This window comes from Actinomadura gamaensis (genome assembly GCF_042652125.1).
Taxonomy (GTDB): Bacteria; Actinomycetota; Actinomycetes; order Streptosporangiales; family Streptosporangiaceae; genus Spirillospora; species Spirillospora gamaensis.
Genome location: NZ_JBHSIT010000019.1, coordinates 37,309 through 50,498, shown reverse-complemented (window position 1 = coordinate 50,498; position 13,190 = coordinate 37,309). Strand labels below are relative to the sequence as shown.

Here is a 13,190-nt window from a genome sequence, read left to right as displayed (position 1 = left end):
ATCGACCACTAACTTCGGTTCCATGAGTCCACGGATGAGTGCCGAAGAGCGCCGCGAGCAGACGATCAGGGCCGCCATGGCCGAGTTCGCCCGCAGCGGCTTCGAGGGCACCTCCACCGCGGCGATCGCCGAGCGGGTGGGGGTCTCCCAGCCCTACCTGTTCCGGCTGTTCCCCTCCAAGCGCGCGCTCTTCCTCGCCGCCGCCGAACGTTGCTTCGACGACATGGAGCTGGCGATGCGCGAGGCGGCCGGCGGGCTGTACGGGGCCGAGGCGCTCACCGCCATGGGGCAGCGCTACCGCCGCATCCTGGCCGATGATCCGACCCTGCTCCGCTTCCAGTTGCAGATCTACGCCGCCGCGGTGGACGACCCCCAGCTCCGCGCCCTCGGCAACGCCAAGTGGGCCAAACTCTGGCGGGCGATCGGCGAGCTCTCGGGCGAGACGCCCGAAGAGGTCATGCGCTTCGTCTCCGTCGGCATGCTGCTGAACGTGCTGACCGCTTTCGACATCCCGTGCGACACGGGGGAGCGGCTCCCGAACGTCCTGGTCGAATGGTCCCACCATCCGCACGAGGTCAGGGCGGGAAGCCTCGCCGCCGACCGCTCTTCCTCTTCTGGGGAGTCCGAACCCGCCGCCGTCGCCGAGCAGGGGTAGGCGCCACCGTCGATCGAATCAGCGCGCCTGGCGACGCGCGTTTTTACGCCCTTTCAAGTTAGTGACTGATAACTAATCTAGGAAGCGTCATGAGATCTCATGCACTACGCACCTTCGTGGTGACGGGCATCGCGCTGTTCATGGTCACCCTCGACAACCTCATCGTCACCAACGCGCTGCCGGCCATCCGCGCCGACCTGGGCACCGGCCTCGAAGGCCTGGAGTGGACGGTGAACGCCTACACCCTCACCTTCGCCGTCCTGCTGCTGCCCGCGGCGGCCGTCGCCGACCGGCACGGCCGCCGGCGCCTGTTCATGATCGGCCTGGCCCTGTTCACGCTGGCGTCCGCGGCGGCGGCGCTCGCTCCGGGCATCGGCGTGCTCATCGCGGCCCGGGCCGTCCAGGGCGTCGGCGGCGCGATCCTCGCCCCGCTCACCCTCACCCTGCTCGCCCACGCCGTCCCGCCCGCCCGGCGGGCCGCCGCCCTCGCCGCGTGGAGCGTGATGAGCGGCCTCGGCGTGGCCCTGGGCCCGGTCGTCGGCGGAGCCGTGACCGAGTACGCCACCTGGGAGTGGATCTTCTGGATCAACGTCCCCGCCGGGCTGCTCGTCCTCGCCCTCGCCCCGCGCTTCCTCACTGAGAGCCGCGGCCCCGCGCAGCGTCTCGACCCGATCGGCACCGTCCTGGTCACGCTCGGCCTGCTCGGCGTCGTCCTCGGCCTCGTCCGCGGCAACGAGCACGGTTGGACGAGCGCTCAGGTGCTCCTCCCCGCCGTCGCGGGCCTTGCCCTGCTGGTCGCCTTCGTCGTCCACGAGGCGCGCACTCCGCACCCGATGCTGCCCCTCAGCCTGTTCCGCTCCCGCGGCTTCAGCGTGCTGAACCTCATCAGCCTCGCCATGTCGTTCGGCATGTTCGGCGTGACGTTCGTGCTCATCCAGTTCCTCCAGATGATCGGCCACATGTCCCCGCTGGAGGCGGGCGTCCGCACCCTGCCCTGGACCGCCATGCCGCTTCTGGTGGCCCCGCTCACCGCTCCGCTGGCGTCCCGCCTGGGCACCCGGACGGTGATCACCCTGGCCCTGCTCTTCCAGGCCGGAGGCCTGGCCTGGCTGGCGGCCTACATCGCCCCCACCTTCGACTACGCCGACCTCGTGCCCGGCTTCGTCCTGGCGGGCACCGGCATGGGCCTGTTCTTCGCCCCCGTCACCCGGCTCGTCCTGTCCTCGGCTCCGGCCGCGCAGACGGGCGTGGCGTCCGGCATCAGCAACATCAGCCGCCAGCTGGGCACGGTCCTGGGCGTGGCCGTCCTGGGTGCGATCTTCTCCGCCACCGGCGACATGACCACCCCGCACCACTTCGCCACCGGTGTCACCACCGTCCTCTGGACGGCCGTGGCAATTCTGACCGCCGCAGCCATCACCGCACTGGCCATCCCCCGCAACCCCGCCCCCGCCGCCCAATCCCCATCCCAACCCGCCCCCGCCTCCACGACTCCCAGCCCCCAACTCCCGAGCCCCGAATCAGTCACCACTACCTGAAACCAAGGCACCCACCACCCGTAAGCGGGACGTCCCGAACCCAAGCGCGAGGACGGTCGCGCGAGGACGGTCGCGCGAGGGGCGGGCCGGCAAGGGCGGGGGCGGGGACGCGTGCATCGCCGCATTGCTAGGGCAAGGACGTGCCAGCATCACTGCCTTGCCAGGGCCGTGGTCTTGGCGCGTCCTTGCTGGGGGCGGGCGGTGAGGGCGGGCCCTCGGGGATCGGGCTGGCAGGAGAGTGGGGATGGGGGAGTGAGGGACTACGACGAGAAGAATGGAGAACGGAGGATTTCAGGGGAGGAGGGTAGGCGGGTTATTCGGGGGTTTTGGCTAGCCAGTCGTCTACCTGGGACAGAAGGCGGGTGCGGAGGGGCTCGGGGGCGGCGGAGGCCTGGATGGAGTGGCGGGCCAGGTCGGCCAGTTCGGGGTCGGTGAAGCCGTGGACTTCACGGGCCAGCTCGTACTGGCGGGCGAGGCGGGAGCCGAAGAGGAGGGGGTCGTCGGCGCCGAGGGCCAGGTGGGCGCCGGCTTCGTAGAGAGGGCGCAGGGGGACGTCGGACGGGGTGGACGCCACGCCGAGGCTGACGTTGGAGGCCGGGCAGACCTCCAGGGTCACGCCCCGGTCGACGATGCGGGAGAGGAGCAGGGGGTCCTCGACCGCGCGGACGCCGTGACCGATGCGGTCGGCTTCGAGGGTTTCCAGGCATTCGCGGATGCTGGCGGGGCCCAGGAGTTCGCCGCCGTGCGGGACGGACAGCAAACCCGCGCGCTTGGCGATGCGGAACGCGCCCTCGAAGTCGTAGGCACGCCCCCGGCGTTCGTCGTTGGAGAGACCGAAACCGACGACACCTCGGCCGACGTAGCGGGTCGCGAGGCGGGCGAGGGTCTTGGCGTCCAGGGGATGCTTGGTGCGGTTCGCGGCGATGATGACGCCGATGCCCACGCCGGTCGCCTCCTCCGCCTCGCGGGCGGCCGACAGGACCAGCTCGACGGTCGGTGTCAGGCCGCCGAAACGGGACGCGTAACCGCTCGGGTCCACCTGGATCTCCAGCCAGCCCGACCCCTCGGCGGCCTCGTCCTCGGCGGTCTCGTGGAGCAGGCGGCGCAGGTCGTCCGGGGATTGCAGGACGGACCGGGCGATGTCGTAGAGGCGCTGGAAGCGGAACCAGCCGCGTTCGTCGGTGGCGCGCAGCCGGGGCGGCCAGTCCTCCACGAGCGCGTCCGGCAGGTGCACGCCGTACTTGCCGGCGAGGTCCACCAGGGTGGAGTGGCGCATGGAGCCGGTGAAATGCAGGTGCAGGTGAGCCTTGGGCAGTGCCGCCACCGGACGGGGACGGCGGGACTCGACCAGCGGGGACGCGACGGACGTGGTAGGGGCCTCCATGTGCCAATGTTGCCGGATCCCGGCCCGTCCGAAACCACCGGCTCACCAGGACCATCAGTCCGGACTACCTGTCATGACCCGTTGCGACCATGCGTCCCATGATCCTTTCCCGGCCAGGTGGGACACCCGCGCCCGTCTGAATCCTCATTTCGACGGACGGGAGGGCGGTAAGCGCCCAAATGCGACTCGTTCCGATGAAGCGGGAGATGGCCGGAGCCGTGTGCGCAACATCACCCCGAATCACCCCGACATTTTCGGTCGCGGTGGGGACGCGGACGCGGTGGGGACGCGGTGCGGTGCGGACGCGGTGGGGACGCGGTGCGGTGCGGACGCGGTGCGGTGGGGACGCGGTGCGGTGGGGTGATGGCCGGCGCGGCAGCGGGCTGGGCAGGAGGGGCTGGGGGATGGCCTCGTACCTCAGCACTTCGGGCCTCAGTGCATGGGGGGAGGCGTTAGAGACGTGCGGAAGCCGAGCGTCGTGCGGGAGCCGCGCAGCGGGGTGCCGTTGAGGACGTGCGGATCGCAGGGCGTGTGCGGTGGCGGAGCCGGGCTTGTGGGTTCGCGGTGGCGTTACTGCTGGGACGGGAGCCGTTGGGGGCGTCCGGGGTGGGGGACGCCCCTTGCGGCGAGGCTTCTGCGGGGGAGGAGCCCGGTTTCGGTGGTGGCGCTTTCGGGTGGCGTGTCCGGTCGCGCCGGGCCGGGGCCCCGGGTCAGTGGGCTTCGTTGAGGAGCTTGGCGACTCGGGAGACGCCTTCGACGAGGTCGTCGTCGCCGAGGGCGTAGGAAAGGCGGAAGTAGCCGGGGGTGCCGAAGGCCTCGCCGGGGACGAGCGCCACTTCGACCTCGTCCAGGATGAGGGCGGCGAGCTCGACGGAGGACTGCGGGCGCTTACCGCGGATCTCCTTGCCGATCAGCTCCTTGACCGAGGGGTAGGCGTAGAACGCGCCCTCCGGCTCGGGGCACAGGACGCCGGGGATGTCGTTGAGCATCCGGACCATCGTCTGGCGGCGGCGGTCGAAGGCCTTGCGCATCTCGGCGACGGCGGACAGGTCGCCGGTCACGGCGGCGAGGGCGGCGGCCTGGGAGACGTTCGCCACGTTGGACGTGGCGTGCGACTGCATGTTCGCGGCGGCCTTCACCACGTCCTTCGGGCCGATCAGCCAGCCGACCCGCCAGCCGGTCATCGCGTAGGTCTTGGCGACGCCGTTGAGCACGAGCGTCCGGTCGGCGAGCTCGGGCACGACCACCGGCATCGAGTGGAACTCGGCGTTCCCGTAGACGAGGTGCTCGTAGATCTCGTCGGTGATCACCCAGAGGTCGTGCTCGGCGGCCCAGCGGCCGATCGCCTCGATGTCGGCGCGCGAGTAGACCGCGCCGGTCGGGTTGGACGGCGAGACGAACAGCAGCACCTTGGTGCGGTCGGTGCGGGCGGCCTCCAGCTGCTCGACGGTGACCCGGTAGCCGGTGGTCTCGTCCGCCACCACGTCCACCGGGACGCCGCCCGCGAGCTTGATCGACTCGGGGTAGGTGGTCCAGTACGGGGTGGGGACGATGACCTCGTCGCCCGGGTCGAGCAGCGTCGCGAACGCCTCGTAGACCGCCTGCTTGCCGCCGTTGGTCACCAGCACCTGAGCGGCGTCCACCCGGTAACCGGAGTCGCGCAGCGTCTTCTCGGCGATCGCCTCGCGCAGCTCCGGCAGTCCGCCGGCGGGGGTGTACTTGTGGAACCGCGGCACCCGGCACGCGGTCACGGCCGCCTCGACGATGTAGTCGGGCGTCGGGAAGTCGGGCTCGCCCGCGCCGAACCCGATGACCGGGCGGCCCGCGGCCTTCAGCGCCTTGGCCTTGGCGTCGACGGCCAGGGTGGCGGACTCGGAGATCGCGGCGATGCGGCGTGAGATGCGGGGACGCTCAGTGCTCATGTCCGTAACGTTACCGAGGCCGGGCCACGACTTCAGCGGGATATCCGCAGCCGTTCCCGCTGCTCCCGGAGACATGCCGGGACGGTTTTCGGTTTCCGGTTCGACGGGAGGGCGTCCGGGGCCGTAGACTCCACTGCCTAGTGACGCGTCACCGGGATACGGCCATGTCCGCACAAGCCGTAAGCTGGTGCCGGCACGAACCGGTCCGCGAGGGCCGGGTGTCTCCTCCGGGAGGCGTTGAAGGGCAGTGGCTCAATTGGTAGAGCTCCGGTCTCCAAAACCGGCGGTTGGGGGTTCGAGTCCCTCCTGCCCTGCGAGGTGCGGTGCGCGCTTCCCCGCGCGGCCACGGGCTGCCGGGGTCCGCGCGAACAACCACGACGTGGTTGAACACGACCTATGAGGTGAACGGCGGCACAATGGCGACTGAGACGCGCGGCGAGGCCGCGGCCAAGGACGAGGGCAAGTCGGGTTCCGCCCCGAAGCGGACGACTCCTGCCCTCTTCGTGCGCCAGGTGATCGCCGAGCTGCGCAAGGTCATCTGGCCGACGCGCCGTGAGCTGATCACCTACACCACGGTCTCCCTGGTCTTCGTGCTGGTCATGGTCGCGCTGGTCGCGGGCATCGACTGGGGTCTGCAGAAGGGCGTGTTCTGGCTCTTCGGCTGATCCGCGCCGACCGCGCGGCGCACGCCCCGCGCGTGCTCGCGCCGCCGGAGCCGTGACGCTCCGGCACCGCCCGTGCGGTCCGCGTCAGCAGCGAACAGAGCCGACCAGCCCCCCGCGTCCGGTCCACCGCCGGAAAACTCCAGCCAAGCCAGTCCGAGAGAAGAAGGATCAGCACCGTGTCCGAGTCCTCACAGCCCCACGACGAGGCCATCGAAGAGGCCCAGTCCGCTGCGGCTGCCGCGGCCGAGCCGACGGACGAGACGCCTGACGCGCCCGCCGGCGTCGCGGACGTCCCGGCCGTCGAGGACGCCGCCGCGGAGGGCGACGACGTCGCGGAAGCCTCCGACGACGCCGCGGACGCCGCTGCCGGGACCGACGTCGAGTCCGAGGCCGAATCCGGGGCCGAGTCCGGGGACACCCCGTCCGCGGACGCCGAGGCCGCTTCCGACGAGGCCGCTTCCGACGAGGCCGCTTCCGACGAGGCCGCTTCCGACGAGGACGGCGAGGACGAGGCTCCGGCCGGGCCGCCCGCCGACCCCTACGCCGACTTCAAGATGCAGCTCCGGCTCCAGCCGGGCGACTGGTACGTCGTGCACTCCTACGCGGGGTACGAGAACCGGGTCAAGACCAACATCGAGACCCGCACCCAGACGCTCAACATGGAGGACTACATCTTCCAGATCGAGGTCCCTCAGCACGAGGTCACCGAGATCAAGAGCGGCAAGCGGCAGAAGGTCAACGAGAAGGTCCTGCCGGGCTACATCCTGGTCCGGATGGAGCTGACCGACGAGTCGTGGGCCGCGGTCCGCAACACGCCGGGCGTCACGGGGTTCGTCGGCCTGTCGAACAAGCCGTCCCCGCTGAGCCTGGACGAGGTCGCCAAGCTGCTGGCCCCCGAGCCGGAGGAGACCCCGGAGACCAAGGCCAAGGAGACCGCGAAGATCGCCAGCACGGTGGACTTCTCGGTCGGCGAGTCGGTCACCGTCATGGACGGCCCGTTCGCCACCCTCCCGGCCACCGTCAACGAGATCAACATCGAGCAGCAGAAGCTCAAGGTGCTGGTCTCGATCTTCGGCCGCGAGACCCCGGTCGAGCTCTCCTTCAACCAGGTCTCCAAGATCTGACGAAGCCTCACGCGAACGCTCCCGAGCCGTCCTCCGGCCGGGAGCGTTCCGCTTTCCACCTGCAAGTCCGCTTTTCCATCCGCAAGTCCGCTCTCTTCGCGCTCCAGCGAGGACGGGCTGTTGCTCTCGGCGCCCGGACCGGGGATTTCGCGGGCGTGGACGAGGCGACTCGGCGGATCGCTTAGACTTGCTGGTCGGCCCCGCCACGGCGGGGAAGGCTCCGGACGACACGAACGGGTCCCACACTCCTCGGTTCGCACCGCCCCAAGGCGGACGGCCCCGAGGCGCGGCCCTGGTCGGAATGACGGAGCCGCCTTTCCTGGCTTCTACACGGCGGGCTAGTCCCGGTCGCCGTGTTGCCCGTGCCCACGGGAGTCGAGGCCACCGCGACACGGGACAGAGGAGGGCGCATGCCTCCGAAGAAGAAGATCGCCGCCATCGTCAAGGTCCAGCTGCAGGCCGGCCAGGCGACCCCGGCGCCGCCCGTCGGTACCGCGCTCGGTCCGCACGGCGTCAACATCATGGACTTCTGCAAGCAGTACAACGCTGCCACGGAGGCCCAGCGCGGCAACGTGATCCCGGTCGAGATCACGATCTACGAGGACCGCTCGTTCACCTTCGTCACCAAGACCCCGCCGGCCGCGCAGCTCATCCTGAAGGCCGCGGGCATCGAGAAGGGCTCGGGCGAGCCGCACAAGACCAAGGTCGGCAAGGTGACCCGCGACCAGATCCGCGAGATCGCCACCACCAAGATGCCCGACCTGAACGCCAAGGACCTGGACGCCGCCGAGAAGATCGTCGCCGGCACCGCCCGGTCCATGGGCATCGAGGTCGAGTAGCACTCGTCGTCCGGTGCGGGCCCGTCGCGGGTGGCGCGCCGGATCGCACGAAGCGTCCGCGTCCGCGCGGGTGGGAGACCGCCCGCGCGGGCACGGACGTCACCGAAGTCAGTGGCAGGGTCGCTGCGCGGCCCGGACCACGAGTCCCCAGGGAGGGAACATGAAGCGCAGCAAGGCGTACCGCAACGCCCAAGAGAAGATCGAGAAGGACCGCCTCTACAGCCCGGCCGCCGCCGTGCGGCTGGCCAAGGAGACCGCGGTCACCAAGTTCGACGCGACCGTCGAGGTCGCCCTGCGCCTGGGCGTCGACCCGCGCAAGGCCGACCAGATGGTCCGCGGCACCGTCAACCTGCCGCACGGCACCGGTAAGACCGCCCGCGTGCTGGTCTTCGCCGGTGGCGCGAAGGCGGACGAGGCCCGCGAGGCCGGCGCCGACATCGTCGGCTCGGACGACCTGATCGAGCGGATCCAGGGCGGCTTCCTGGACTTCGACGCGGTCGTGGCGACCCCGGACCAGATGGGCAAGGTCGGCCGCCTCGGCCGGGTGCTCGGTCCGCGCGGCCTGATGCCGAACCCGAAGACCGGCACCGTCACCATGGACGTGGCCAAGGCCGTCACCGACATCAAGGGCGGCAAGATCGAGTTCCGTGTCGACCGGCACGCGAACCTGCACTTCATCATCGGCAAGGCGTCCTTCTCCGAGCTGCAGCTGGTGGAGAACTACGCCGCCGCGATCGAGGAGATCATGCGGCTCAAGCCGTCCGCGGCCAAGGGCCGGTACGTGAAGAAGGCCGCGTTCACCACCTCGATGGGCCCGTCCATCCAGGTCGACCCGAACGCGGTCCGCAACCTCGCCGCCGAGCTGGAGGACTCCGCCGCCTGAGGTGGCCGAGGCCGCTGAGTGGTGAGGTGAGGCGCTGAGAGGCATTGAGAGGACGTCCCCGGACAACCGGGGGCGTCCTTTCGCATATCTCCACGAAATCGGCACATGATGGCCAAGTGGGGTACGCCCGTGGTCGTACCGGAGGCGCGGCTCTTCGTACCACCGGGGGATGTGGCGGCGGGCGGTCCCGCGCAGACTGAAGGTCGTCAAGCAGTGAGACCTAGGAGGCACCTTTCCATGAAGCGCCGAATCGCCGTGGCCGCGGGCGTGACCTCCGCCGGTGCCGTCCTTCTCCTGTCCGGATGTGGCGGGACGGGCACGAAAGGCGGCACCACCGGTGACATCAAGCTCACCGCGGCCGAAGCCGTGGCCAAGGCGTCAGAGAAGACGGGTCAGGCCGACACGTTCAAGGCCGACCTGACCGCGACCGACTCCGCCAAGGGCGGATCCGTGCACGCGACCGGGCAGTTCCGGCTGCGTCCGACGCTGCAGTTCAACGCGACGCTCGACAACGCGTCCAAGGGCGGGCAGTCCCTGTCCGGGCTGAGCGGCCAGGCGATCTTCACGGGGGACACCCTGTACGCCAAGGTGCCGCAGCAGTTCAGCCAGTTCGTCGGCGGCGGCAAGCCGTGGGTGAAGATCAGCGTCGCGCAGGCCCAGCAGCAGTCCGGGGTGGACATCAGGGGGATCATCAACCAGATCCAGCAGGTCGACCCGGCCGAGCAGACCAAGATGTTCACCGCGTCCAAGGACGTCCGCAAGGTCGGCGGCGAGTCGGTGGACGGCGTCCAGACCACGCACTACCAGGGCACCGTGACGGTGAAGGAGGCGCTGCAGCAGCTCAACGCCCAGCAGCGCGCGGACGCCCAGAAGTGGCTCGACAAGGCCGCCAACTCCGACAAGAAGATGAACTTCGACCTGTGGGTCGACTCGTCCAACCTGCCCCGCAAGATGGTCACCAAGGGCACCGGGGGCAACGGCGACACCGGCACGGTGACCGTGCTGTACCGCGACTACGGCAAGTCCTTCAAGGTCAGCGCCCCGCCGTCGGACCAGGTCGGCGAGCTCTCGCTCCAGGGCCTGTTCGGGCACAAGAACTGACCTGACCGCACATCCCCTCCGCACCCCTCGCCGCTGCGCCCGCCCGCGTCCTCCGGCGGAGGGGCCGCGAACCGATGACGCTCCCCTCGGTGATCTCCCGTATAGTGCCGGATCCCACGGCCCCCAGTGGAGATCACCGAAAGGGAGCAAGTTCATGAAACGTCGTCTCGCCGCCGGAACCGCCGTCTCGGCCGGGCTGGTCCTGTCCCTGACCGGATGTCTCGGCTCCGGAGGAGGCGACGACAAGGCGGGCGGCGGCAAGGCCGTCGTGCTCGCGGCCGCCGCCGTGCGCGACACGTCCGCGAAGACGGCGCAGGTCCAGTCGGTGAAGGGCGAGATCCAGACCGAGGTCACCGCGCCCGGGACGTCGGACGCGGTCACCATGCACATGCGGATGGCGGCCAAGCTGCGTCCCGAGCCCGCGTTCCGGATCGACATCGACTCGATGAACATGGGCGGCAAGTCGATGCCGGGGCAGGCGTCCGGCATGGAGATGGTGCTGGTCGGCCACGACATCTTCATGAAGTCGCCGATGTTCGCGCAGCTCACGCACGGCAAGCCGTGGGTGCGCCTGTCGACGGCCGACCTGGGGAGCGCGGTCGGGCAGAACTTCGACAAGCTGCTCCAGCAGCAGAAGCAGTCGGACCCGACCCAGCAGGTCGACCAGCTGACCGCGTCGAAGGACGTGCACGAGGTCGGCAAGGAGACGGTGAACGGCGTCCAGACGACGCACTACCAGGGCACGGTCTCGGTGCAGGAGATGCTGGCCAAGCTGCCCGAGGCGCAGCGGCAGTCGCGGCAGGAGTCCTTCCAGAAGCTCGGCGTCCAGTCGATGGCGTTCGACCTGTGGGTGGACGGCCAGAAGCTCCCGGCGAAGATCGTGATGCGGACGCCGGACGACGCGTCCACCAAGATGAACACCACGGTCACCTACACCGGCTGGAACACCCCGGTCGCGGTCACCGCGCCGCCCGCCTCCCAGGTCGGCAAGATGCCCAAGCTGCTCACCCAGGGCGCCCCCGGCGACTGATCCTCCGTCCCTCCAGGGCACTCCGTCCCTCCGGGACGGGACGGGGCCGCTTCGCCCGCGCGATTTGGCATCGGCGGTCTCCGGCACGTAGTCTGTGCACTGCCGAAGACCGCCGGTCGTCGTCCTCTGCTCGCGCAGTGGACGGCCGAAGGACTCGGAACCCGATCCGTCGGGGGACGAGCGGCCCGCGTAGGTGAGACGAGAGCTTCCCGCATGTCCCTCCGTGGTCGTGCCCGACGCCCCGTGCGCCTACGCCGGGGCGTTTCTGCTTTCTTCGCCCCGGCGGCTTCCCACCCAAGGTAATCGGAAGGAGGCCCATGGCTAAGGCCGACAAGGCCACGGCGATCGCCGAGCTCAAGAACGACTTCGAGAGCTCGAACGGCGCCGTGCTGACCGAGTACCGCGGGCTCACGGTCGCCCAGCTCAAGGAGCTGCGCACCAACCTCGGCGAGAACGCGAAGTTCGCCGTGGTGAAGAACACGCTGACCAAGATCGCCGCGAACGACGCCGGTCTGGACGAGGAATTCAAGAACCTTCTTGAGGGCCCGTCCGCCATCGCGTTCGTCCAGGGCGACGTGGTCGAGGCCGCCAAGGGCCTGCGTGACTTCGCCAAGGCCAACCCGCTCCTGGTGATCAAGGGCGGCTTCATCGACGGCAAGTCGATGGACGCCTCCGAGATCAACCAGCTCGCGGACCTCGAGTCCCGCGAGGTTCTCCTCGCCAAGCTCGCCGGCGCGATGCAGGCGTCCATGGCCAACGCCGCGGCCCTGTTCAACGCGCTGCCGACCAAGGCGGCCCAGCTCGCCGAGGCGCTGCGCGCCAAGCGCGAGGAGGCCGGCGAGACGGCCGAGGCTCCGGCCGCCGACGCCGCCGCCGAGGCTCCGGCCGAGGCAGCCGCCGACGAGGCGCCCGCCGAGTAACGGTCCGTCCGGACTGAGACCCGCGGTCATCACTGACCACACGTACCAAGCCATAGCGGAGGAAGAAACATGGCGAAGCTCAGCACCGAAGAGCTGCTCGACGCTTTCAAGGAGATGACCCTTCTCGAGCTCTCCGGGTTCGTCAAGGAGTTCGAGGAGACCTTCGAGGTCAAGGCCGCCGCGCCGGTCGCCGCCGTCGCCGCCGCCCCGGGTGCCCCCGGCGCCCCGGCCGCCGAGGCCGAGGAGAAGGACGAGTTCGACGTCATCCTCGAGGCCGCCGGTGACAAGAAGATCCAGGTCATCAAGGAGGTCCGCGGCCTGACCTCGCTCGGCCTCAAGGAGGCCAAGGACCTGGTCGACAGCGCGCCGAAGCCGCTGCTGGAGAAGGTCAACAAGGAGACCGCCGACAAGGCCAAGGAGGCCCTGGAGAAGGCCGGCGCCACGGTCTCGGTCAAGTAGGACCCTCCAGGACTCTTCCCAGAGTCTTCTCGCGCGAGGCGGTCGTCCCACTCCGGTGGGGCGGCCGCCTCGCCGCTTTTCCACAGGCTGCGGACGACGTCCGGACGGCGCCCCGGACAGGCGCCCGGACGGTGTTGACGCGCTGTAACCGGCGTCCCGTCGGCGTGCGCAGGAGGTGCGCGTTTCGCGCGCCGGAAGTTATCCACAAGTGAGCGCACCGGTTGTGCGGCTTCTCGCACGGCGCGTAGCGTTTCGATCGTCAAGGGAATCGCAGGAGCCTCGGCCGGTCCCGGTCGTCCCGCCGACACCCGCCTTGAAGTGCTGGTTCTCGGACCAGTAGTCTCACCGGCGACGTAAGTAACGATTGTCTTACGACGTCGCTTTTTGTCGCCCCAACGGGCCCGCGCCTCTTCCATTTCGGGCGCGGACCGCTACGGTAGTGGCACCCGCCACAGCTACCGGAGGGTAATAACCGCTCCGGCACCTGACGTCACGGCGGATGTCACGGCGGCGGCGCCCGGCGGCCCGGCCGAGACGACAGGCAGCGCCGGCGGACAGACACACAACCAGACAACAGCAAGGCGATCCCGTCCGCGGCGCGGCGGCGCGGGACCGCACCCCGCCTGAGTGCTACTCGCTCATTGGTTCCGGATTCCCCCGGCCTGGACGA

At 69.9% G+C, this 13,190-nt stretch carries 12 protein-coding genes and 1 tRNA gene; 11 read left to right on the top strand and 2 right to left on the bottom strand.

All coding sequences use genetic code 11. From position 1 onward, the window contains the following. Positions 1-34 precede the first annotated feature (34 nt). Both ACFPCY_RS40805 and ACFPCY_RS40800 read left to right on the top strand, forming a co-directional pair. Positions 35-655: a TetR/AcrR family transcriptional regulator gene (locus ACFPCY_RS40805; RefSeq protein ID WP_378264861.1), complete on the top strand. Its 621-nt coding sequence runs from the start codon at positions 35-37 to the stop codon at positions 653-655. 89 nt (positions 656-744) lie between these two features. Next, the gene (locus ACFPCY_RS40800) at positions 745-2,193 is read left to right on the top strand and encodes a DHA2 family efflux MFS transporter permease subunit (RefSeq protein WP_378264859.1); all 1,449 of its coding nucleotides are present in this window, start codon (positions 745-747) and stop codon (positions 2,191-2,193) included. Between the two features lie 313 nt (positions 2,194-2,506). On the opposite strand, the gene ACFPCY_RS40795 is transcribed toward ACFPCY_RS40800, so the two are convergent. Both ACFPCY_RS40795 and ACFPCY_RS40790 read right to left on the bottom strand, forming a co-directional pair. After that, positions 2,507-3,577 carry an adenosine deaminase gene (locus tag ACFPCY_RS40795; RefSeq protein WP_378264857.1) on the bottom strand — a complete coding sequence of 357 codons (1,071 nt, stop codon included), beginning with the start codon at positions 3,575-3,577 and terminating at the stop codon, positions 2,507-2,509. A gap of 710 nt (positions 3,578-4,287) precedes the next feature. Continuing rightward, positions 4,288-5,499 carry a pyridoxal phosphate-dependent aminotransferase gene (locus ACFPCY_RS40790; protein ID WP_378264855.1) on the bottom strand — a complete coding sequence of 404 codons (1,212 nt, stop codon included), beginning with the start codon at positions 5,497-5,499 and terminating at the stop codon, positions 4,288-4,290. Positions 5,500-5,740: 241 nt separating this feature from the next. Between ACFPCY_RS40790 and ACFPCY_RS40785 the strand changes: the two genes are divergently transcribed. From ACFPCY_RS40785 to rplL, 9 genes are all read left to right on the top strand, one after another. Further along, a tRNA-Trp gene (locus ACFPCY_RS40785) sits at positions 5,741-5,813 on the top strand. 102 nt (positions 5,814-5,915) lie between these two features. Continuing rightward, positions 5,916-6,164, top strand: coding sequence for a preprotein translocase subunit SecE (gene secE / locus ACFPCY_RS40780; RefSeq protein WP_378264853.1), 249 nt, complete (start codon positions 5,916-5,918; stop codon positions 6,162-6,164). Between the two features lie 176 nt (positions 6,165-6,340). Continuing rightward, a complete protein-coding gene (gene nusG / locus ACFPCY_RS40775; protein ID WP_378264851.1) occupies positions 6,341-7,288 on the top strand; it encodes a transcription termination/antitermination protein NusG in 948 nt (315 codons plus the stop codon). Between the two features lie 410 nt (positions 7,289-7,698). Further along, positions 7,699-8,127, top strand: coding sequence for a 50S ribosomal protein L11 (gene rplK / locus ACFPCY_RS40770; protein WP_378264848.1), 429 nt, complete (start codon positions 7,699-7,701; stop codon positions 8,125-8,127). A gap of 160 nt (positions 8,128-8,287) precedes the next feature. Further along, positions 8,288-9,010 (top strand): 50S ribosomal protein L1, encoded by a 723-nt coding sequence (gene rplA / locus ACFPCY_RS40765; RefSeq protein ID WP_378264846.1) that lies wholly within the window; start codon positions 8,288-8,290, stop codon positions 9,008-9,010. Positions 9,011-9,247: 237 nt separating this feature from the next. After that, positions 9,248-10,111, top strand: a complete 864-nt coding sequence (locus ACFPCY_RS40760) for an SCO4651 family lipoprotein (protein WP_378264844.1) — start codon at positions 9,248-9,250, stop codon at positions 10,109-10,111. A gap of 154 nt (positions 10,112-10,265) precedes the next feature. Further along, the gene (locus ACFPCY_RS40755) at positions 10,266-11,141 is read left to right on the top strand and encodes an SCO4651 family lipoprotein (protein ID WP_378264842.1); all 876 of its coding nucleotides are present in this window, start codon (positions 10,266-10,268) and stop codon (positions 11,139-11,141) included. A 317-nt stretch (positions 11,142-11,458) separates the two neighbouring features. After that, positions 11,459-12,061, top strand: coding sequence for a 50S ribosomal protein L10 (rplJ, locus tag ACFPCY_RS40750; RefSeq protein WP_378264840.1), 603 nt, complete (start codon positions 11,459-11,461; stop codon positions 12,059-12,061). A 69-nt stretch (positions 12,062-12,130) separates the two neighbouring features. Next, positions 12,131-12,520, top strand: a complete 390-nt coding sequence (rplL, locus tag ACFPCY_RS40745; protein WP_378264838.1) for a 50S ribosomal protein L7/L12 — start codon at positions 12,131-12,133, stop codon at positions 12,518-12,520. Positions 12,521-13,190 lie beyond the last annotated feature (670 nt).

What these genes read in the sequence shown, in the direction of transcription:
- ACFPCY_RS40790 (WP_378264855.1), bottom strand. Translation starts at nt 5,499, where the DNA reads ATGAGCACTGAGCGTCCCCGCATCTCACGCCGCATCGCCGCGATCTCC.
- secE (WP_378264853.1), top strand. Translation starts at nt 5,916, where the DNA reads ATGGCGACTGAGACGCGCGGCGAGGCCGCGGCCAAGGACGAGGGCAAG.
- ACFPCY_RS40760 (WP_378264844.1), top strand. Translation starts at nt 9,248, where the DNA reads ATGAAGCGCCGAATCGCCGTGGCCGCGGGCGTGACCTCCGCCGGTGCC.
- rplA (WP_378264846.1), top strand. Translation starts at nt 8,288, where the DNA reads ATGAAGCGCAGCAAGGCGTACCGCAACGCCCAAGAGAAGATCGAGAAG.
- ACFPCY_RS40805 (WP_378264861.1), top strand. Translation starts at nt 35, where the DNA reads ATGAGTGCCGAAGAGCGCCGCGAGCAGACGATCAGGGCCGCCATGGCC.
- ACFPCY_RS40755 (WP_378264842.1), top strand. Translation starts at nt 10,266, where the DNA reads ATGAAACGTCGTCTCGCCGCCGGAACCGCCGTCTCGGCCGGGCTGGTC.
- rplL (WP_378264838.1), top strand. Translation starts at nt 12,131, where the DNA reads ATGGCGAAGCTCAGCACCGAAGAGCTGCTCGACGCTTTCAAGGAGATG.
- ACFPCY_RS40795 (WP_378264857.1), bottom strand. Translation starts at nt 3,577, where the DNA reads ATGGAGGCCCCTACCACGTCCGTCGCGTCCCCGCTGGTCGAGTCCCGC.
- ACFPCY_RS40800 (WP_378264859.1), top strand. Translation starts at nt 745, where the DNA reads ATGAGATCTCATGCACTACGCACCTTCGTGGTGACGGGCATCGCGCTG.
- rplJ (WP_378264840.1), top strand. Translation starts at nt 11,459, where the DNA reads ATGGCTAAGGCCGACAAGGCCACGGCGATCGCCGAGCTCAAGAACGAC.
- rplK (WP_378264848.1), top strand. Translation starts at nt 7,699, where the DNA reads ATGCCTCCGAAGAAGAAGATCGCCGCCATCGTCAAGGTCCAGCTGCAG.